20 protein-coding genes, 1 other RNA gene and 2 pseudogenes are annotated in these 18150 nt (G+C 68.4%); 9 read left to right on the top strand and 14 right to left on the bottom strand.

The window, feature by feature from the left end:
• Positions 1 to 52 precede the first annotated feature (52 nt).
• The 3 genes from ABT342_RS22685 to ABT342_RS22675 all read left to right on the top strand — a co-directional run bounded on the left by ABT342_RS22685 (position 53) and on the right by ABT342_RS22675 (position 2887).
• A complete protein-coding gene (locus ABT342_RS22685; RefSeq protein ID WP_351576704.1) occupies positions 53 to 1462 on the top strand; it encodes a condensation domain-containing protein in 1410 nt (469 codons plus the stop codon).
• 81 nt (positions 1463 to 1543) lie between these two features.
• Entirely contained in the window at positions 1544 to 2341 is a 798-nt protein-coding gene (locus ABT342_RS22680) for a DUF1963 domain-containing protein (protein WP_351576701.1), read from the top strand.
• 117 nt (positions 2342 to 2458) lie between these two features.
• Positions 2459 to 2887 carry a hypothetical protein gene (locus ABT342_RS22675; protein WP_351576698.1) on the top strand — a complete coding sequence of 143 codons (429 nt, stop codon included), beginning with the start codon at positions 2459 to 2461 and terminating at the stop codon, positions 2885 to 2887.
• Between the two features lie 79 nt (positions 2888 to 2966).
• Here ABT342_RS22675 and ssrA read toward each other — a convergent pair.
• From ssrA to ftsE, 5 genes are all read right to left on the bottom strand, one after another.
• Positions 2967 to 3336: a transfer-messenger RNA gene (gene ssrA, locus ABT342_RS22670) on the bottom strand.
• A 104-nt stretch (positions 3337 to 3440) separates the two neighbouring features.
• The gene (gene smpB / locus ABT342_RS22665; protein WP_351576695.1) at positions 3441 to 3980 is read right to left on the bottom strand and encodes an SsrA-binding protein SmpB; all 540 of its coding nucleotides are present in this window, start codon (positions 3978 to 3980) and stop codon (positions 3441 to 3443) included.
• Between the two features lie 18 nt (positions 3981 to 3998).
• The gene (locus tag ABT342_RS22660) at positions 3999 to 5189 is read right to left on the bottom strand and encodes a S41 family peptidase (RefSeq protein WP_351576692.1); all 1191 of its coding nucleotides are present in this window, start codon (positions 5187 to 5189) and stop codon (positions 3999 to 4001) included.
• 91 nt (positions 5190 to 5280) lie between these two features.
• A complete protein-coding gene (gene ftsX / locus ABT342_RS22655) occupies positions 5281 to 6201 on the bottom strand; it encodes a permease-like cell division protein FtsX (protein ID WP_351576689.1) in 921 nt (306 codons plus the stop codon).
• A 30-nt stretch (positions 6202 to 6231) separates the two neighbouring features.
• Positions 6232 to 6921 carry a cell division ATP-binding protein FtsE gene (gene ftsE / locus ABT342_RS22650; protein ID WP_351576686.1) on the bottom strand — a complete coding sequence of 230 codons (690 nt, stop codon included), beginning with the start codon at positions 6919 to 6921 and terminating at the stop codon, positions 6232 to 6234.
• Positions 6922 to 7203: 282 nt separating this feature from the next.
• Between ftsE and ABT342_RS22645 the strand changes: the two genes are divergently transcribed.
• Entirely contained in the window at positions 7204 to 7404 is a 201-nt protein-coding gene (locus ABT342_RS22645; RefSeq protein WP_351576683.1) for a hypothetical protein, read from the top strand.
• A gap of 116 nt (positions 7405 to 7520) precedes the next feature.
• Here ABT342_RS22645 and ABT342_RS22640 read toward each other — a convergent pair whose 3' ends face one another.
• From ABT342_RS22640 to ABT342_RS22625, 4 genes are all read right to left on the bottom strand, one after another.
• The gene (locus tag ABT342_RS22640; protein ID WP_351576680.1) at positions 7521 to 8390 is read right to left on the bottom strand and encodes a hypothetical protein; all 870 of its coding nucleotides are present in this window, start codon (positions 8388 to 8390) and stop codon (positions 7521 to 7523) included.
• Positions 8391 to 8774: 384 nt separating this feature from the next.
• Positions 8775 to 9521 (bottom strand): class I SAM-dependent methyltransferase, encoded by a 747-nt coding sequence (locus tag ABT342_RS22635; protein ID WP_502965590.1) that lies wholly within the window; start codon positions 9519 to 9521, stop codon positions 8775 to 8777.
• Positions 9518 to 9967 carry a hypothetical protein gene (locus ABT342_RS22630; RefSeq protein ID WP_351576675.1) on the bottom strand — a complete coding sequence of 150 codons (450 nt, stop codon included), beginning with the start codon at positions 9965 to 9967 and terminating at the stop codon, positions 9518 to 9520. The genes ABT342_RS22635 and ABT342_RS22630 overlap by 4 nt, the downstream gene beginning before the upstream one ends.
• Complete coding sequence (locus ABT342_RS22625; protein ID WP_351576673.1) at positions 9964 to 10989, bottom strand: asparagine synthetase B family protein; 1026 nt, start codon at positions 10987 to 10989, stop codon at positions 9964 to 9966. The genes ABT342_RS22630 and ABT342_RS22625 overlap by 4 nt, the downstream gene beginning before the upstream one ends.
• Before the next feature lie 851 nt (positions 10990 to 11840).
• On the opposite strand from ABT342_RS22625, the gene ABT342_RS22620 reads away from it, so the two are divergent.
• Both ABT342_RS22620 and ABT342_RS22615 read left to right on the top strand, forming a co-directional pair.
• Positions 11841 to 13181 (top strand): NsdA family TPR-like regulatory protein, encoded by a 1341-nt coding sequence (locus tag ABT342_RS22620; protein ID WP_351576671.1) that lies wholly within the window; start codon positions 11841 to 11843, stop codon positions 13179 to 13181.
• 472 nt (positions 13182 to 13653) lie between these two features.
• A pseudogene (locus ABT342_RS22615) lies at positions 13654 to 13911 on the top strand (tyrosine-type recombinase/integrase); the annotation flags it as partial.
• A 77-nt stretch (positions 13912 to 13988) separates the two neighbouring features.
• Here ABT342_RS22615 and ABT342_RS22610 read toward each other — a convergent pair.
• The 4 genes from ABT342_RS22610 to ABT342_RS22595 form a co-directional block, all read right to left on the bottom strand.
• Positions 13989 to 14231 carry a hypothetical protein gene (locus ABT342_RS22610; RefSeq protein WP_351576668.1) on the bottom strand — a complete coding sequence of 81 codons (243 nt, stop codon included), beginning with the start codon at positions 14229 to 14231 and terminating at the stop codon, positions 13989 to 13991.
• Between the two features lie 16 nt (positions 14232 to 14247).
• Positions 14248 to 14586 (bottom strand): tRNase toxin domain-containing protein, encoded by a 339-nt coding sequence (locus ABT342_RS22605; protein ID WP_351576665.1) that lies wholly within the window; start codon positions 14584 to 14586, stop codon positions 14248 to 14250.
• 231 nt (positions 14587 to 14817) lie between these two features.
• Positions 14818 to 15102: a DUF7848 domain-containing protein gene (locus ABT342_RS22600; RefSeq protein ID WP_351576662.1), complete on the bottom strand. Its 285-nt coding sequence runs from the start codon at positions 15100 to 15102 to the stop codon at positions 14818 to 14820.
• Complete coding sequence (locus ABT342_RS22595) at positions 15095 to 15433, bottom strand: hypothetical protein (RefSeq protein WP_351576659.1); 339 nt, start codon at positions 15431 to 15433, stop codon at positions 15095 to 15097. The genes ABT342_RS22600 and ABT342_RS22595 overlap by 8 nt, the downstream gene beginning before the upstream one ends.
• Positions 15434 to 15498: 65 nt before the next feature.
• Here ABT342_RS22595 and ABT342_RS22590 point away from each other — a divergent pair.
• The 3 genes and pseudogenes from ABT342_RS22590 to ABT342_RS22580 all read left to right on the top strand — a co-directional run.
• Positions 15499 to 16074 (top strand): annotated as a pseudogene (locus ABT342_RS22590) (replication initiator); the annotation flags it as partial.
• Positions 16071 to 16298, top strand: a complete 228-nt coding sequence (locus ABT342_RS22585; RefSeq protein ID WP_199863560.1) for a helix-turn-helix domain-containing protein — start codon at positions 16071 to 16073, stop codon at positions 16296 to 16298. The pseudogene ABT342_RS22590 and the gene ABT342_RS22585, both read left to right, overlap by 4 nt.
• The gene (locus ABT342_RS22580; RefSeq protein WP_351576655.1) at positions 16298 to 17605 is read left to right on the top strand and encodes a tyrosine-type recombinase/integrase; all 1308 of its coding nucleotides are present in this window, start codon (positions 16298 to 16300) and stop codon (positions 17603 to 17605) included. The genes ABT342_RS22585 and ABT342_RS22580 overlap by 1 nt, the downstream gene beginning before the upstream one ends.
• Positions 17606 to 17688: 83 nt before the next feature.
• Here ABT342_RS22580 and ABT342_RS22575 read toward each other — a convergent pair whose 3' ends face one another.
• On the bottom strand, positions 17689 to 18135 hold the full coding sequence (locus ABT342_RS22575; protein WP_351576652.1) for a hypothetical protein: 447 nt from the start codon (positions 18133 to 18135) through the stop codon (positions 17689 to 17691).
• Positions 18136 to 18150 lie beyond the last annotated feature (15 nt).

Below are 18150 nucleotides of genomic sequence, written 5' to 3'. Positions count from 1 at the left end.
AGGCTCGGCATTTCCTTGATCGGATGTGCCCCATCTGCGAACGGAGACGCCCGTGCGAATGACCGACATCCAGCGCTGTGAAGCGCGGCCCGGGCGGCTCGTCGAGTGGGCGCTCAGTCCCGCCGCCGTCGCGACGGCGGCGGGACTGCCCGAGGATTCCCGGCCGCCGGCGTACGTTCAGGAATCGCACATCAGGACGGCCCGATCCGTGCGCGAGGACGGCCTGGCCGTGCCGACCTGGCTCGGGACGGTCTTCGACATCGCGGGCACGGTCGATCTCGACGCCCTGGAGGGCGCGTTGCGGAGCTGGACGCTCCAGCACGAGACGCTGCGCAGCGGCTTCCGCTGGGCGGACGGGGAGATGCGCCGGTTCACGCTCGACTCCGAGTCCGTGTCACTGCACCGGGAAGTGGTCGGCGACTTCCCCGACGCGGCGGAACTGGTCCAGCACCTCCAGGACCGCTTCGACGTCGCGGCGGACGCGCTGCACTGGCCGAACTTCCTCTACGCGGCGGTCGTCCGGGACGACTGCACCAGCGTGTACATGGCCTTCGACCACAGCAACGTCGACTCGTACTCCCTCCAGCGACTCCCCTCCGAGATCCACGAGCTCTACGCGGCGGGCGTCGAGGGCCGTCCCGTGGCGCCGGCACCGGTCGGCAGTTACGTCGACTTCTGCGAGATCGAGCGGGCGGACGCGGACCGGATCGACGACACCCATGCGATCGTCGCCCGCTGGCGGGAGTTCATCCAGCGCTGCGACGGGAAACTGCCGAACTTCCCCGTCGACCTCGGTCTGGAGCCCGGCGACCCGCTGCCCACCCAGAAGCTCATGTGCGAGACGCTCGTGGACGCGGACACCGCCGCCGCGTTCGAAGCCTCCTGCCGGCGCTTCGGCGGATCCCTGATCGGCATCCTGGCCGCCACGAGCCTCATCGTCCAGGAGATCGGCGGGCAGTCCGTCTACCGCACGGTCCTGCCGTTCCACACCAGGGTGAAGTCCCAGTGGTCGGACTCCGTGGGCTGGTACGTCGGCGGCGCGCCGATCGAGATCCCGCTGGCGCGGGTCACCGACTTCCCGAGCGCCCTGCGGGCCGTGCGCGCCGAGCTGCGGGCCAACAGGTCGCTGGCGCGCGTCCCGATCCCCCGGGTACTGCGCCTGCTCGGCTCGGACTTCCGCCCGACGTCGCCCGACCTGTACTCGATCGTCTCGTTCGTCGACGCCCGGGGCATCCCCGGATCCGACCGCTGGGCCGAGCAGAAGGCGTACGGACTGGTGAGGGTGTCGTACGGCGACCAGGTGTGCGTGTGGATCAACCGGCTCCACGAGGGCCTGTGGTTCTGCAGCCGCTACCCGGACACCCCCGTGGCGTACAAGAACATGCGGCTGTACGTCGAGCGGCTGCGGGACCTCATCGTGTCGGTGGCCCACGCGGAACCGGCCCTGAGCACCGCCGGCTGACACCGCGCCCCGCACGGCATCCGGTCGACCGACCAGGCCCCCAACTCCGTTCAGGAACAGGGGCGATGGAAGGATCGCCGGATGCAGTTCGACGACCTCACCGGCATGCGCCGCACCTGCACCGAGCGACTCGGCGAGAAGGCCGGCCGGCAGTTCACGGCGATGGCCCGCCGAGGCTTCCGCCTGAGCCCTCCGGCCAAGGACACCCGGGCCACCGGCCGGTGCCGCCTCGGCGGTCCCGCGCTGCTCGAACCGGGCACCCCCTGGCCCGAGCACGAGGGCCTGCCGCTTTCCCTCCACGCCGTACTCGACACCGACGCCCTCGCCGGCTGGCTCGGGGACGAGCTGCCCACGCGGCCGGGCCTTCTCAACTTCTTCTACCTCGACCCGGACGTGCCGTACGAGGAGTACAGGCGTCTGGATCTCCTCGCGTCGGGGGTGTGCCGGGTGCTTCCCGCAGACCCCGCCCGAGCGGTGGAGACGGCGGCACCCGAACCGGCGAGGAGCTACCCGGCCACACCTGTCCACGCGGCCGGGGTGACCATGCTCCCGGACTGCTGGGACCTCGAGGACGGCGACCTCGACTTCGACAGGGAGGAGCACTGGGGCGCGCCCTCGCTCCTCATCAACGCGATGGGAGACCTCGACGGGAACACCGCCGGCAGTCACTGCGCCTTCGGCTGGCCCGACACCTCGCACGCGGGCCAGGTGACCGGCCGAGGGGCCGGCGGCCCCGACGTCCATCTGCTCCAGCTGCCCGAGGACCCGGAGCTGGGATGGAGCTGGGGCGACGCCGGCACCCTGTACTTCACGGTCCCGGCGGAGGCGTTCTCGAAGGGCGACTTCGCCGATGCCGAGGCGATTCTGCGCTGCTGCTGAACGCCGGCGCCGGGCAGCACCCGGTCCCCCGCCCGCCCTGATCGGTGCCGTCGCCGGGGCGGTACGCTGCACTGCCCCCGATGCGGGGGCATACATTCCGCTTCAGGGGAGGGCCCCATGGCCATCAAGAAGGCGACCATTCAGCAGCAGGTGGCGGCCGCCATCACCGAGGCCAATCCGGCCGACCGGCCGATCGTCACGATCCAGGCCGTCGCCGGTCCCAGCGTGTGGCTGATGAGCATGCTCGGCCTGATAGGCCAGGCGTTCCTCACGTACTACTTCGTCACCGTGACCCAGCAGGGGTACGTGGTCATCCACAAGGCGAGCCGGATGAGCAACCGCCCGCAGGAGGTCGCCTACGCCCTGCCGTCGGCCCAGCTCACGGGCATGATCGGCGACATCAGGCGCAACACGGTCTGGAGCTCGTTCCGCTTCCAGCTGCCCGGACAGCCGCAGCCGACCCGGATGAACGTGCACCGCATCTGGCGGACCGAGATGGACCACACGCTCGGTCTGCTGACCGGCCAGCAGCTGCCGGTGGCCTGACCCGCAGCAAGAGGGCGGCAACGCAGGAACGACGAAGGCCCGGCAGCTACGGCCGCCGGGCCTTCGTCGTACATGGGATGAGTGGAGATGGCGGGAATCGAACCCGCGTCCAACGGTGCGGAACCAGGGCTTCTCCGTGTGCAGTTCGCTGCGATTTTCTCAGCCCCGGAGATCACGCGAACAAGTCTCCGACGGGCTCAGTCACTGTTTGATTTCCTCCCAGGCCCCGTGACCGGGTCTAGGAGTTTAGATCCCTTGATGATGCCAGGATCCGGGTCGGGATCACCCCCGGGCTGACACTTCGCAAGTCGCTACTTAGGCAGCGAGGGCGAAGGAATCGCGCTTGGTGTTGGCGATTATTGGTTGCGACATATGGTTAACGAGATCATTGCCGCTTCCTCGACACGCTTCCCCTGCTTCGACATCCGCTGTCGAAACCGATCATCCCCATGTTGATTTTTCAATGCGTGCACCCGCTGTGAGGTGCGTGACCCATCGTACGTGACGACCGCGTACGGTTGCCAGCGACTTAACGGCGCCCGGCGGGACGGTCTCAGATCGCCGACGCCCGCTGGCGCCGCTTCGCCGCCGCAATCGCCCGGTTCGTCTCGCGGGTGTCCTGCTTCTCCCGCAGCGTCTGCCGCTTGTCGTACTCCTTCTTGCCCTTGGCGAGCGCGATCTCGACCTTGACCCGGCCGCCCAGGAAGTACAGGGCGAGGGGCACGATCGTGTGCCCCGTCTCCTGGGACTTCGACTCCAGCTTGTCGATCTCGGCGCGGTGCAGCAGCAGCTTGCGCTTCCGCTTCGCCGAGTGGTTGGTCCAGCTGCCCTGGGAGTACTCCGGGACGTGGATGTTGTGCAGCCACGCCTCGCCACGGTCGATCTGGACGAAGCCGTCGACCAGCGACGCCCGGCCCATCCGGAGCGACTTCACCTCGGTGCCCATGAGCACCACACCGCACTCGTAGGTGTCGATGATGTGGTAGTCGTGGCGCGCCTTCTTGTTCTGCGCGATGAGCTTGCGCTCAGGACCCTTGTCCTGGTCCTTCTTCTTGGCAGGCTTGCCCTGCACGTTCACGAGTCCCTTTGCCATAGTGCGGCCATTTTCGCACTACGAGCCCCCTCCGAGGCCACTCAATACCGTCCGCGCCCGGTCCTCGGCCCGTTCCCCGTCCCGTTCGCCGACCGCCAGGTCCGGGGTGATGCCCTTGCCGTCGAGATCGTGACCGGCGGGGGTCCGGTAGTGACCGACCGTGAGCTCGGCCACGGACCCGTCGGGCAGCCGCTCCGGCATCTGCACGGACCCCTTCCCGAAGGTGCGCGTACCGACGGTGACCGCGCGGCCACGGTCCTTCAGCGCCCCCGTGAGCAGCTCGGCGGCGCTCATCGTGCCGCCGTCCACGAGGGCGACGACGGGTCTGTCGGTGTCCCCGCCCGGCTCGGCGTACAGGGCCTTCTGCTCGCCGTCCACGTCGTACGTGGCGACCAGGCCGCCGTCCAGGAAGGCGGAGGCGGCGGTGACGGCCTCGCCGACCAGGCCGCCGCTGTTGCCGCGCAGGTCGAGCAGTACGCCGGCGCCCGCCGGGGCGGCCCGCACGGCGTCCCGTACCCGCTTGCCGGTGCCCTTGGTGAACGCCGCCACCTTGATCATCACGGCGTCGCCGTCGAGCCGGCGGACGGTGACGGCCTCCCTGGCGACCCGCGCGCGGCGCAGCGTCTCGGTCCAGGTGCGCTCGCCGCGCTGGAGGCCGAGCTCGACGGCGGAGCCGGCCGTGGCGCCCGTACCGTCGCCGCGGAGCAGGGAGACGACCTCGGACACCGGGCGTCCGTCTATCGCCTCGCCGTCGACCGTCCGCAGCTGGTCGCCCGCCACGATCCCGGCCCGCTCGGCCGGACCGCCGCGCCGCACCCGGGCCACCTCGACCCGACCGTCGGCGCCGCGCCTGGCCCACAGACCGACGCCGGTGTACGTACCGCCGAGGGCCTGCTCGAAGTCCTCGTACTCGCCCTTGTCGTACACCGCGCCCCAGCGGTCCCCGCTGCGGCTGACGACCTCCTCGGCCGCGGCCGCGGGCGACTTCCCGTCGGCCATCGCCTCTGCCGCCGCGCGGGCGACCTCGTCACGACCCGCTTCGTCACGACCCGCTTCGTCACGGCCCGCGGTCGCGGCGGCGGCGCGCGTGACCTGCATCGCGGGCGGCCGCTCGTCGCTCCGGGGCAGCAGACCGGTGGCGGAGGCGGTCGCGAAAGCACCCGCGAACACCACTGTCAGGGCCGCCCCGCGACGAAACCCACGGGACATCAAGGGTGAATCAAGGCCCAACATGGCGCCCACTCTAGGACAAGCGAAGGGCGCCGTACGGCTGTTGGCCGTACGACGCCCGGGGCGCTTGTCACACCTTGAGGTACTTGCGCAAAGCGATAAATGCCGCCAAGGAGGGCATCAACAGGCCGATCACCAGTACCAGGGGCAACACGGCGAAGACCGCGTCCCAGCCGATGAAGTTGATCAGCGGCATCTGCTGGGCGAGCTGGAGTCCGTGGTCGATCAGGAAGTACCGGCCGACGAGCAGGAACACACAGGCGACCGCGCCGCCGAGCAGCCCCGCGAAGGCGGCCTCCATGATGAACGGCATCTGGATGTAGAAGCTGGACGCGCCGACGAGCCGCATGATGCCCGTCTCGCGGCGCCGGCTGAACGCCGACACCCGCACGGTGTTGACGATCAGCATCATGGCGACGACCAGCATCAGGCCCATCACGCTGAGCGCGGCGACCCGCATGCCCTTCATCATGTTGAAGAGCGTCTCCAGCGTGCTGCGCTGGTCGGCGATGGAGTGCACACCGTCCCGGCCGGCGAACTCGGTGGCGATCACCTGGTACTTCTCCGGGTCCTTGAGCTTGACCCGGAGCGACTCCTGCATCTGGTCCGGAGTGATGATCGTGACGATGGCGGTGTCGGCGTACTGCTCCCGGTAGTGCTTGTACGCCTCGTCGGCCGTCTCGTGGTGGACCTTCTCGACGATGTCCATGTCGTCCAGCTCGGCCTCGATCTGCTCCCGCTGCTGGGTGGTCACCGCACCCTTGGAGCACTTGCCGCCGGCCGTCTCCGCGTCGTTCTTGTTGCAGAGGTAGATCGAGACGTTGACCTTGTCGTACCAGAAGTCCTTCATGGTGCTGACCTGCTCACTCATGAGCAGCGCACCACCGAAGAGGGCGAGCGAGAGGGCTACGGAGACGATGACGGCGAAGGTCATCGTGAGATTGCGGCGGAGACCGACGCCGATCTCCGAGAGTACGAACTGCGCGCGCATGGCGAGTCTTTCAGCCTTTCCTCTGCCTGCTCAGTGCTGGTAGCCGTAGACGCCGCGCGCCTGGTCGCGTACGAGACGGCCGCCTTCGAGCTCGATGACGCGCTTGCGCATCTGGTCGACGATGTTCTGGTCGTGCGTCGCCATCACCACGGTCGTGCCGGTCCTGTTGATGCGGTCCAGCAGCTTCATGATGCCGACGGAGGTCTGCGGGTCGAGGTTGCCGGTCGGCTCGTCCGCGATCAGCAGCATCGGGCGGTTGACGAACGCACGGGCGATCGCGACACGCTGCTGCTCACCACCGGAGAGCTCACCGGGCATCCGGTCCTCCTTGCCGCCGAGGCCGACGAGGTCGAGGACCTGCGGCACGGCCTTGCGGATCTCTCCGCGCGGCTTGCCGATGACCTCCTGCGCGAACGCCACGTTCTCCGCGACGGTCTTGTTGGGCAGCAGGCGGAAGTCCTGGAAGACCGTGCCGAGCTGGCGGCGCATGTGCGGCACCTTCCAGTTGGACAGTCGGGCGAGGTCCTTGCCCAGGACATGCACCATGCCCTGGCTGGCACGCTCCTCGCGCAGGATGAGCCGCAGGAACGTCGACTTGCCGGAACCGGACGAGCCCACGAGGAAGACGAACTCCCCCTTCTCGATCTCCAGGGAGACGTCACGCAGGGCGGGTCGGTTCTGCTTGGGGTAGCTCTTGGAGACGTTGTCGAATCGGATCACGGGTGCACCACGGTCGGCCGGGGGTATAGGTGTGCGTGACCTTACGCGAAGCGGGCTGGCACGTGCAGTCACCGACCGCTCTTGCGCATTTTGTCCACCTCGTGTCCACCCTCGGACGGGCACCGGAACGGCCCCGGAACGGGCCTATTCGGACGGGGCGCGCCGAAACGCGCGCGAGCTGGCACAGTGGTAGGGGAACGCACGGGAACGCGCGCGTTTCCCTGAGCGTTGAGCGGAGTGACGTCTCGGCGGCGACTCCGCCGCGCGGGAGGAGGAAAGCGCATGACCTATGACCGACTGGTGTGCGCCAACTGCGCGTCCCCCGTCACCGAGGGCCGCTGCCCGGTCTGCCGGGCGAACCGGGAGCGCCTGCAGCAGGAGGGCCCCCTGGGTCCCCTCTCGGGCCTGAGCCCTGCGGCGCTGCTGACGCTGGTGGTGCTGCTGGTCGCGGCGGTGGCGCTGCTGGCGCACCAGGCCGCGTAGCTTTCCCGCCTTGTGACCACGAGCACGCTGAAGGGCCCGGGCTGCTGAGAAGCACCCGGGCCCTTGCTTTGCGCTGTTCCGCGCTGCTTACGTCACGCTACGTTACGCCGCTTACGTTACGCAGCGGCGCCGCGGCCACCCGCGACGAGGCGCGGCAGCATCCGGAAGCCGATGCCACCCGCGATCATCGTCGCGGCCCCGACCAGCAGGAACGTGGTCTCAGCAGCACCGGTCTCGGCGAGCTCGCCACCCTTGCCGTTGCCGGTCCCGGCCAGCTCTTCCTTGGCCTTGCCCTGCTCGACGGGCTTGGAGCCCGCGTTGTCGGTGTCGGTGTAGCCGGAGCCGCCGTCGGTACCGGTGGAGCCGGTGGTGCCGCCGTCGGTGCCGGTGCCGCCGGTGTTGCCGGTGTTCCCGTTACCGCCGGTGTTGCCGTTGCCACCGGTGTTGCCGTTACCGCCGGTGTTGCCGTTGCCACCGGTGCTCGGGTCACCGGTCGTGGCACCGCCGGTGCTCGGGTCACCCGTGGTCGCACCACCGGTGCTCGGGTCACCGGTCGTCGCACCACCGGTGCTCGGGTCACCCGTGGTCGCACCACCGGTGCTCGGGTCACCGGTCGTCGCACCACCGGTGCTCGGGTCACCCGTGGTCGCACCACCCGTGCTCGGGTCACCGGTGGTCGCACCACCCGTGCTCGGGTCACCGATCGTCGCACCACCCGTGCTCGGGTCACCCGTGGTCGCACCACCGGTGCTCGGGTCACCCGTCGTGACGCCGCTGGCGCCCACGGTGTCGTTCTCGTCCTCGTCGCCGATACCGAGGCCGACATCGAGGCCGCCCTCGTTGGCCTCGACCTCAGCGTTGAGGCCCGCAACGTTCACGTCGACACCGACGGCCGAAGCGGCACCCGCGGCGGTCAGGGACGCACCGGCCGCGATCACCACGCCGGCCGCTATCCGCGCCACGCGCACACGCGTCTTCTTGGTCATCTGCCTGCTACCCCCAGTAGCTGTTCTCGTTAATGGAGCAGCGCTCGGGGCTGCGGGTCGCTGAGGGTCGACCTTCCGGTCCCCCGCCCACACGCGCCCCAGAGATACGCATGCCGCGCGCCAGCCTTCCCAGTTTCCGCGAACGCGTCAAGGACGTTGCGCGCGCGATGTCCCAAATAAGGGGAGTTGGCCAAGGTACGGGCATACAACTGTGACGTAATCGCGGAACTGACGGCCTGCAGAGACCAGTTCCCTTGTCGACAAAGCGAGCAGAAATCCCGCTTTCCGCTTGCGCCCGCGAATCGATGTCGGGCGTCGCAGGGTCACTCACCGCCGTACAGCCGCAAGTCGACGAGTCAGCAACCCTCCGCGATGCTCAACCGGTCATCTCCGGGTGTACCGGGCCACCGTGTACGCGGTCGGACCGGCGAGCTCCGTCCCTGTGCCGTCGGTCATGTCCAGGATCTCGAAGCCGGCGCCCTCCGCATAGCGCTCCAATTCGCGGGGAAAAAGGACACGCCTGCGGATCTCGTCCTGGGCCTGGTTCCCCGAGGGGAGCGCCCAGTGCCGGTGCATGGTGTTGATCTGGGTCCGCAGGTCCCACTCGTGGTGGATAGTGACCGTCGCGAGCCCTCCCGGGGTTTCCACCGTGGCGGTAGTCGGCCCGGTCCGGGCGATCGGGGCGACGGGGGAACACAACACGAGCAGCGCACCCGGCCCGGCGTGGGCCGCGAAGGTGGCGAATACCTGGCTGATCTCCTCGTTGTGGTGGACGTAGGCGAGGCTGTTGCCCATACAGGTCACCACGTCCATGCGTTTCCCAAGTCGCGCAGCGCGCATGTCCCCTGTGCGGATGTCCAGCCCTGGCCGGGCCCGGTGGGCGTGGTCGACCATGCCCGGCTGGAGGTCCACGCCGATGCACTCGAAGCGCTTGGCCAGGAGCTCCAGGTCCCTGCCGGTGCCGCATCCGAAGTCGACCAGTGTCCGGGCGTCTGGCTTGTGCAGTTCGATCAGGGTCTGGCACATCTCTGCGCTCGTACTGTCGGACTGGACCACGTCGTAAAGTGCTGGATCTCGATAGAGGAGGTTCGTGGCTTCCACGCGTTCGGTTTCCGTGTTGAGGCTGGTCACATGAGGCTTCGCAGTCCGACCTCCAGGGCGAGCACATCGCACAGCAGGTCGGGGACGACCGCGGCGGTGTCGGCGTCCTTGCGCGCCTGGGCGAGAGCCTTCCCGTCAACGTAGCCAAGGTCCACCAGGACTGATTCCTTCAGCATGTCATTCAAGACGGGCAAGCCGTAGGAACGCAGCCCATTCTCCAAGACGGCCAGGAAGTTCTCCGGCTCGGTCGGCGCCGCCACCCACTCGGGCAGACCCGCCCGTCTCATCCGCTCGCGGAACAACGCCTTCCCGCGCTTGTGCTCACGCGGTAGCTGCTCCATGAACCGCACAATTCGCGGGTGCACCAACGGGCTCACGGGCCAGATCCCGGCCCGGAGGAATCCGGGGTTGTGCATCCCGAACGCCATCAGAGTCGGCACGGGCAGTACCGGAATAGGGGCCATGTGCTCGTTCACCTCAGCGAGCACTCGTACTGCCTTGTTGCCGAGCCAGGGCACGGGTTCCGGCGTCGGTAGTTCGCCCTGTGTCCGGGCGTGATGAGCATTGATTTCGTCCCCGCCGCTGCCCGTGAACACAACCTCGCACCGCCGAGCGGCTGCCTGCTCGCGTACGACATCGAACGCCTCCTGGTAGAAGGCTCCCGCCGGATCGTGCGGCTTGCGCAGAGCGCGCACGCCTCCAGGACAGAGGGCGGGTGCCGCGTGGCCGGGGTGGCCGTGTCTCGGAAGCCGCAGTGCTCCACAAAGGCCTCGCGTCGCTCGCGCTGCTGCTTGCCTGTAGTCCCTCCCACCAGCAAGCCGAAGCTGTACACCTCGGGGAAGCGGGCGGCCTTCACGGCCAGGGCGACGTTCCCGGAGTCCGCGCCACCGGACAGTTCGACGCCCACGCACTCGGTTGCCGTCGGGGCCTCGCGGATCACCTCGGTCAGCAACTCGTCCAGAGCGGCGAGTGGATCAACTCCGGACCGGAGCGTACGCGGCTCAAGTACGTGTTCGGCAGGCTCCGGGTAGCGGATGCTGAGTCCCGAGCTGGTGAACGTGGCCACTGCCCGCTCGGTCAGGCGGTAGACGCCTTCGAACAGCGTCTCGGACGTGTAGCGGTGCTGCCGCGTCAGCGTACGGGCGACGACTCGCGGAACGAGCTGGTCAACCCGTAAGTGCGATCGCAACGCCGTCAGGTCCCATGAGGCGTACAGCTCGCCGGCATTCTCCACCAGGTACAGCGGGGCTGTGCCGAAGATGCCTGCCGCCAGACTGACTTTCCCGGGCTCCATGGTGAGTGCGACGAAATCCGCCTCACCCCGCTTGCACTCCTTCACGCGGACCCGTACGCGCGGCGCTTGGCCGTCGTTTACCTCCATGACCAACGTGGACACATTCGCGGACTCGATCCAGCTCTCGCCGTTGATCCAACGGCTGCCCTCTGATCTCCACTTGGGATCCTGGAGATCGGGCAGGCACAGACGCATCGACAGCATTTCGTCCCCTTCCGATGTCGTGCGGCGGGGCGGGACCGCGAACGGCCCCGCCCCGCCTGGCGTCAGCCCTGGATCACTTGCTGCAGTGGTCGCCGTTGTTGTCGCCACCGCCCGGCATCTTGTCGAGCAGCGCGGCCTCGACGGCCGGGACGCCGGTGATCAGGTCGCCGGTGAACAGCTCATCCACGTTCATCGTTTTCTCCCTTACGGTTTTCAGTGGACTCCGCGGCGGATGCTGCGGAGCTGGGCCCGTCCGGCTGCCGGACCCTTGCGAAGAAGGCAGCCGGACCGGGTGCCCACCGCTTACAGGCGGCGGGCCCTCCCTCGTCACAGGCGGGAAGCCTGGATGCGTGACGGGGAGGAGTCAGGTGGGTGTGGATGCGGCGGCGACACCGAAGCCGAAGCCGACCGACCCTGAGACGATGATGAACAGGAGCAGTCCGGCGTAGCGGCCGACGACAGCGGCTGACCGCTTCACAGTCGCTCTCCGCGACTGCGCTCATTGACCTCGCGTACTGCGGCGCTCAGCCTCGCTGCCCCGTCCTCGGGCAGCGTTGGGCAGTGCTGCGGGCAGCGACACAGCGAGAACCTATTCGAGCCCGGCGGCAGATCCGCACCCTCGTAGGTGTCGACCCTCAACATCCCGTCCATGCCCCGCTCCTCAGTCATCCGGGCCAGACGGGCCCGCGCTTCGCTTCTCATCCCTCAGCCCCTCAGACGACGGCTGCGGCGAGGTCTCGCCGTTCCCTGCTGTCTCTACGCAACCGCACGACCACGCTCAGCGGTACCGTTGCCGCAGCGCCAGCACTTGAAAGCCTTGAAAGTTCGCAACGGCACGGGGAGCTGAGGGCATGACCAAGCGTGAACCGAACACGGCGCTCGGGCGCCTGCTTGCCGAGAGCCGTTGGACTCACCGTCAGTTCGCACGGGCGGTGAACCGCGTCGGCACGGAGACCGGAATCCCTCTGCGTTACGACGAGTCGGCAGTGAGCCACTGGCTCGGCGGCACCGTCCCTCGCGGTGCGGTACGTGCGTGCATCCTGGAAGCCCTTTCCCGCCGCCTCGGCCGCCCGGTCACCCATGGCGAAGCGAGGCTGCCCGTTCCACGCAATCGCCCTTCCGCGGCCGCGGATACCGTGGAAGGCGTGATCGACCTGGGGAGGCTGGATATGGACCCGTCCCGCCGCAGCGTCCTGGGTATCGGCCTGTTCTCCGTGGCCGTCACCATTCCCGGCTGGCCTGATGTGGTCGGGCGTGCCGATTCCATTCAGTCCGGTCGCACGACACGCATCGGCATGAACGAAGTGGACATGGTCATCGCCATGACCGAGCGAGTCTCGGAACTGGACGACGAGTTCGGCGGACGCCACGCACGCCCTATGGCGGCCTCGTTCATGGTCAACACCGTGGCCTCCTACCTGCGCGCCGACGCGCCCGAGGACGTACGCAAGGCGATGCTGTCCGCCGCCTCGGACCTGCTCTACCTGACCGGCTACATGGCCGTGGACGAAGGGCTGCACGGTCTCGCGCAGCGCTACTACATCAAAGCTCTGGAGCTGGCGGGCGCGGCCGAGGACCACCTGACGTACTGCACCACCCTGCGGGGGATGAGCGTCCAGGCAGTCGACCTCCGCCACGGGGCGAAAGCCGTGGAACTGGCCGATGCCGCTGCCGCCGCATCCCCGAAGGCCGGCCCCCGGATGCTGGCCTTCCTCGTCGGCCAGCAGGCGCACGCCGCCGCGCAGACCGGCGACCGTGCGGGCGCGTTGCGCTACATCCGGGAGGCCGAGGCGGCCATGGAGCGTGCCGAGTCACGCGGCAAGGCGTTCGGCTCGTACGACCCCTCTTCGCTCAACTACCACGTCAGCCAGGTACGTCACGAACTCGGCGACAAGGCCGGAGCCGTCGAAGCCATGCAGCAAGCGGATCTGCTCCGCCCCAGCGTGTACCAGCGCACGCGAGTACACCGTCGTGGCCTCTTGGCAGAGCGACAGTTGGAACTCGGCCACCTGGAAGCGGCCTGCGCCACCTGGCACCAGGCCCTCGACGACTACCCCAAGGTGCAGTCCGGCCGCGCCGACCAGCGCGTGAAGGCAATGTTCGCTCTCTTGCGCCCTCATCTGAAGAACGCGGCGGCCCACGACCTGTACGACCGGGCACGGACGCTCGCGCCACCGTCGCTGGTCACCTGATCCCGTCCCGTCTTCACGCTCACACAGAAAGTCAGCCACTACGGCGGGTGCGCCGAGAGATCACCCGCCACGTGTGCTTCCAGCAACCCCGCACCAGCCTCAACCACGCCTCTTCCTTCCGTCACGGCATATGCCCTGCTCCGGTCTGGCCGCTCGGCAGCGGGATGGGCTGATCGATCTGTGGCCTCGTCTGTGACCGCACGGCGATGACGATCGCGGCTTTCTGCTTCCGCGGCCTGACGTGGTGCTGCGCGGCGTTCGGCGGAGTCGGCCTGGCGGCGCCGTTGGGGGCCGATGCGGTTGCTTCCGGTATCGGGGGCGGCTCGCTTGCCTGCCACTGCGCGCCGAGTGGGCGGGCGGGCGTCGCCAGCGGGGCGGCAGACAGGAGCGGGCGGCGGGCACCAACCCGCCGGCGCGCGGCGGCCCGCGCAAGCGGGACGCCCCGGTTCCTGGCCGACGCCTGGCAGTACGCCTTCTCCACAGCGCAGGACTCCGGACGATCCGCTTCCACGACCTCCGGCACTCGACCGCAACCCTGCTCCTGGAACAGGGGGTCGACCTCGTCGTCATCAAGGGACTCCTCGGCCACGCCCACATCGGCGTCACCGCCGGCGTCTACGCCCACGTCCGACTCCGCCTCCAACGCCAAGCCATCGACACCTTGGGCGCCGCCCTCGACCCGACGCACGACGACCCCGACGCCCCACCTGCCACAGCCGTCGTCCGCTGACGTTGCCGTCAGCGTTGCCGTCAAGACGCGCAGAGGCCCGTTCCGGAGAATCTCCGGAACGGGCCTCTGCGCGATCTTCAGTGCATTCTCTCCTCGGCAACGCCGATTGCCCAGATCACAAACGAAACCGGAACGTCACCCCTGTGAGGATTAACACTCACAGCCGCATCGCTCCATGATCCGCCGTCCGGAACCGAGATCGCGATGACCGCTTCGTTTGAACGCCAGGAAGGATCTTGAAACTCAATCACATGCTCCCCTGAAGTGACATCGTCAAAATCGATCACTTCAATTTCGCTGCCGTTGAAGACTTCCCTCATCTCGCTCACCCTTCGGTCAGTCCAGGAACCCTGAGAATTTTCCGTCCACCGAGAACCGGGCACCTATGCCCCCATTGGGGAGACGGACATCGATGGTGTCCTGCCAGACCCCGCCGATCCTGCCGTACTCCCGCGTGGTGACAGAGCCAGGGTGAGTCAAGATGTCGTCCAATACGTCCCGGCCGAGCGCATTCCAAGCGTCCGGATTCTGCTTCCCGGGTGGGATGGGCCACTGCCCGGTGTTCGTTTTGCGCCCCGCATGCTTTGCGAGTGCATTGCCAGCCATCTCGAACTCGCCCCTCTTATCCTTGGGGTCCAGCTTCCGGCCCGAGCCAGAAGCGAAATCCAAGTCCATGGGGCAGTTCGAATTGTGAACAAGGACCGGCGTGGCCCCCGCCAGCACATAGTACGTGTGCTACGCGGCACCGCTCTACCTGCTTCTTTGCAGGTCAGCGCCTATTTCGGGTTCCGCTGGTGTCCGTGGATGTGCGGGGAAATCCGTGGCTGTTGCCGTCGCTACTGCCGTCAACTGCTCGGGGCACACGATTGCGCTGCCGCTGCCCGGTGTCGGTGCAGAGGGACTCTACTACCACGCGCCAGGCTCGGCACGGATGAGAGCCCGGACGGTCTGCTCGTAGAGTTCGTGGCCGCTCTGGGCGCAGTGTTCGGCGATCCAGCGGGTCAGCTCGTCCGAGGTGTGCAGCGTGCCTGAGTTGGCGCCGCAGTTGCGCTCTTCGCCGGTGACGCAGACCGCCTCGAACGCTGGCAGGGCCATGGGGTCGGGGACGGTGGTGACGTGGTACTCGCGGAAGCGGTAGCGCCCCCGAGAGGCGTTGCGTACTGGTGCGCCGGCGTTCGGAGAGTCAGGCATCCTCGGCCGCCTCTGCCTGATCCAGGATGCGCTGCCCGCGCGATTCCGCGACCCTGAGCACGTCCGCCAGGGCCTCGGTCAACCGGCGGGCCAGCCAGCGGTATTCGGTCGCCGACAGGGCTTTTGCGCCGGGTACCGTGGCGTCGCGGGCGTACTCCAGCAGTTCCTGGCCCATGCTGAGCTGTACCGTCTCGATGCTGTCGGCGAGGGTGGAGAGGTAGCCCCGGCCGTCGCTGCTCAGGTAGCAGGGCTTCCCCTCCGGGCTGGTCCACGGCAGTAAGCGGGGACCTCCTCGACCCGACGCGGCGTCGTACAGCTCTCTGCGACGCATGCGGTCGGCATCGCTCCTGGGCTGGCTCACTGGGCACCCCCGGCCTGGGTCTCTGACGGTGGACCTTCGGCACCGACGCCGAGTTCACCGATCAGGCCGTGGCCGCCTACGTAGCGAAGTACGCCACCAAGTCCGCCGACGCCTCCGGCGCCCTCGACCGCGCCCTGTTTTGCCGTCCCTGCCAGGGGCGCGGCGCCACCGTCCTGCCCCACGGAACCCCGCTCCCATGCACCGCCTGCGACGGAACTGGACAGTCCCGCCCGCTGCCCCGGCTCGCGGTCGCCCGGCACGTGCGGCAGATGATCCGCACCTGCTGGGAGCTTGGCAGGCTGCCGGAATTCGCCGCCCTCAAGCTCTGGAAGTGGGCGCACATGCTCGGCTTCCGGGGCCACTTCTCCACCAAGTCCCGCCGCTACTCCACCACCCTCGGCGCGCTGCGCGACGCCCGCCGCGCCTGGCGCACCGAACAAGCCCGCGCCCACGCCGGCCTGCCCGAGCCCGACCCGGAGACCACCCTCGTCGTCGGCCACTGGGCTTACCAGGGCTCGGGCTACAGCCCCGGCGGCGCGCTCCTCGCAGCCGCCGTCTGGCACCGCCGGGCACTGGAACGCCGGTTCATCGCCGAAGGAGGCTGCGGATGAACGCGCAGGAACCCGCCCCGACCCGGCGGGGACTCAGTACGCCGGAAGAGCTGCTGACCGTGCCCCAGGTCATGGCCCGGCTCCAGCTCGGCCGTTCCGCCGTCTACGACCTGCTCCGAACCCGCCAGCTCGCCTCGATCACCCTCGGCCGCGCCCGCCGCATCCCCACCCACGCCCTCACCGACTTCATCCGCACCCGCCTCGACCAGGAAGCCGCCGCCTGATGACCACACCCCGAGACACTCCCGCCTCCCGCCGTGTGCGCGCCAACGGCGACGGAACCGGCTACCAGCGCAAGGATGGCCGCTGGGAAGCCGCCGGATACGTCCTCGCACAGGGCAACACCCGCCGCCGCGTCCGCGTCTACGGCACCACCCGCAAGGACGCCCTGGCCAAGCTCACCGAGAAGATCGCCGCCAGCAACCGCGGCGTCCCCGTCCCGTGCTCGGCAGGCAGCGTGGCCGCGTACCTGACGTACTGGCTGGAGAACGTCGCCGTCCACCACCTCCGCGAAACCACCCACACCCGCTACACCGCTTGCGTCCATCGGTACCTCATCCCGGGCCTGGGCAAGAAGAAGCTCGCCAAGCTCACCGCCAAGGACGTCCGCACCTGGTTCAACCAGCTCCGCACCACCTGCCAGTGCTGCACGCGCGGCATCGACACCCGGCGCGACCAGCCCCGCTGCTGCGCCGCTGGCCGGTGCTGCTCCAAGCTGCTCTCCCCGCTGACCCTCACCTACATCCACTCCGTGCTCAAGTCCGCCCTGGAGCACGCCGTCCGGGAGGAAGAGATCCCGCGAAACGTCGCCCGCAACGTCCGCACCGGCACCCCACGCCCCCGACGCTTCGAACCCCTCACCGCAGACGAGGCCCGTCAGCTGCTCACCGCTGCGCAAGGTCACCGGCTGCACGCGCTGTTCGAACTCGCCCTCCACACCGGACTCCGCAAGGGCGAACTCCTCGGCCTGCGCTGGGAAGACCTCGACCTCGACGCGGGAACCGCCGCAATCCGCCGCACCCTTCAGCGCACCGCCGCAGGCGGGCTCACCACACTGCCCACCAAGACCCGGGCCTCCGAGCGCCGCATCGCCCTCCCCACCCTCTGCCGCCACTCGCTGAAGCTCCACCACGAACAGCAGCAGCGCGAATGTGCGACCGCAGGCACCACATGGCGGCGCGACGGGCACGTGTTCACCACTGCGCAGGGCCGACCGATCGACCCGACCAACCTCACCCGCACCTTCACCACGCTCCTCCGCAAGGCTGGCCTCCGCCGCATCCGCTTTCACGACCTCCGCCATTCGACCGCCACACTGCTCCTGGAGCAGGGCGTGGAACTCGTCGTGATCAAGGAACTCCTCGGCCACGCCCACATCGGCGTCACAGCCACCGTCTATGCCCACGTCCGGCTCCGCCTCCAGCGCGACGCCATCGATATCCTCGGCACCGCGCTCGGTAGCCCGGAGACCACCGTGACGGCACGCTCCGACGGCGACGAACCGCCACCCTGCAACGCGCTTGTCCGCTGACGTTGCCGTCAACTACTGCCGTCAAGACGGCGAGAGGCCCCGCCAGAGTCGGCTCTGGCGGGGCCTCTCAGCGTCGAGTCAATTCACGACAACAATTCGCGACGAGACTCCGAATAGGAGTCCGCGTTCTCCGGGAGAAGCTCCGACATCTTGCCGAAGAACGCCGATCCCGCACCCCTCAGCGCCGCCAAGAAATCAGACGTTGAAACGCTCGCCCTCTTCACGTCGTTGCCCGATTTCGCCGAAACGAGAACCTGAGACCCTTGCTGTCGGAAAGAGAGCTCAATCGGCTGATCCGGGAAATAAGTCGACGCGTACCCTGCGGCCGAGAGTTGCGGGACCATGCTGGCCACGTATGCCCACAGCTGGTCAACGTAATCCCATTCACTGATCCCGATGATCTCAACTCCGTGGATGGCGATTCGCACCGCACCCTCGACGTAGTCGGCATCAGCTGGGCGGGCGGTGCAGGCATCAACCTGCACGAACTTGCCGCCCAAATCCCTCAGGTACGTCTCGATCTCGATCACGCCGCGATTCCTCAT

Origin of the sequence: Streptomyces sp. NPDC000410 (genome assembly GCF_040300305.1) — a bacterium.
In the GTDB taxonomy this organism is placed as follows: domain Bacteria; phylum Actinomycetota; class Actinomycetes; order Streptomycetales; family Streptomycetaceae; genus Streptomyces.
Note: the sequence above shows the minus strand (reverse complement) of the source record. Positions and strands in the feature narration are given on the sequence as shown.

What these genes read in the sequence shown, in the direction of transcription:
- ftsX (WP_351576689.1), bottom strand. Translation starts at nt 6,201, where the DNA reads ATGCGCGCGCAGTTCGTACTCTCGGAGATCGGCGTCGGTCTCCGCCGC.
- ABT342_RS22595 (WP_351576659.1), bottom strand. Translation starts at nt 15,433, where the DNA reads ATGCGTCGCAGAGAGCTGTACGACGCCGCGTCGGGTCGAGGAGGTCCC.
- ABT342_RS22610 (WP_351576668.1), bottom strand. Translation starts at nt 14,231, where the DNA reads ATGAGGGAAGTCTTCAACGGCAGCGAAATTGAAGTGATCGATTTTGAC.
- ABT342_RS22640 (WP_351576680.1), bottom strand. Translation starts at nt 8,390, where the DNA reads ATGACCAAGAAGACGCGTGTGCGCGTGGCGCGGATAGCGGCCGGCGTG.
- ABT342_RS22605 (WP_351576665.1), bottom strand. Translation starts at nt 14,586, where the DNA reads ATGGACTTGGATTTCGCTTCTGGCTCGGGCCGGAAGCTGGACCCCAAG.
- ABT342_RS22620 (WP_351576671.1), top strand. Translation starts at nt 11,841, where the DNA reads ATGACCAAGCGTGAACCGAACACGGCGCTCGGGCGCCTGCTTGCCGAG.
- ABT342_RS22580 (WP_351576655.1), top strand. Translation starts at nt 16,298, where the DNA reads ATGACCACACCCCGAGACACTCCCGCCTCCCGCCGTGTGCGCGCCAAC.
- ABT342_RS22675 (WP_351576698.1), top strand. Translation starts at nt 2,459, where the DNA reads ATGGCCATCAAGAAGGCGACCATTCAGCAGCAGGTGGCGGCCGCCATC.
- ABT342_RS22585 (WP_199863560.1), top strand. Translation starts at nt 16,071, where the DNA reads ATGAACGCGCAGGAACCCGCCCCGACCCGGCGGGGACTCAGTACGCCG.
- ABT342_RS22680 (WP_351576701.1), top strand. Translation starts at nt 1,544, where the DNA reads ATGCAGTTCGACGACCTCACCGGCATGCGCCGCACCTGCACCGAGCGA.
- ABT342_RS22625 (WP_351576673.1), bottom strand. Translation starts at nt 10,989, where the DNA reads ATGCTGTCGATGCGTCTGTGCCTGCCCGATCTCCAGGATCCCAAGTGG.
- smpB (WP_351576695.1), bottom strand. Translation starts at nt 3,980, where the DNA reads ATGGCAAAGGGACTCGTGAACGTGCAGGGCAAGCCTGCCAAGAAGAAG.
- ABT342_RS22660 (WP_351576692.1), bottom strand. Translation starts at nt 5,189, where the DNA reads ATGTCCCGTGGGTTTCGTCGCGGGGCGGCCCTGACAGTGGTGTTCGCG.
- ABT342_RS22645 (WP_351576683.1), top strand. Translation starts at nt 7,204, where the DNA reads ATGACCTATGACCGACTGGTGTGCGCCAACTGCGCGTCCCCCGTCACC.
- ABT342_RS22600 (WP_351576662.1), bottom strand. Translation starts at nt 15,102, where the DNA reads ATGCCTGACTCTCCGAACGCCGGCGCACCAGTACGCAACGCCTCTCGG.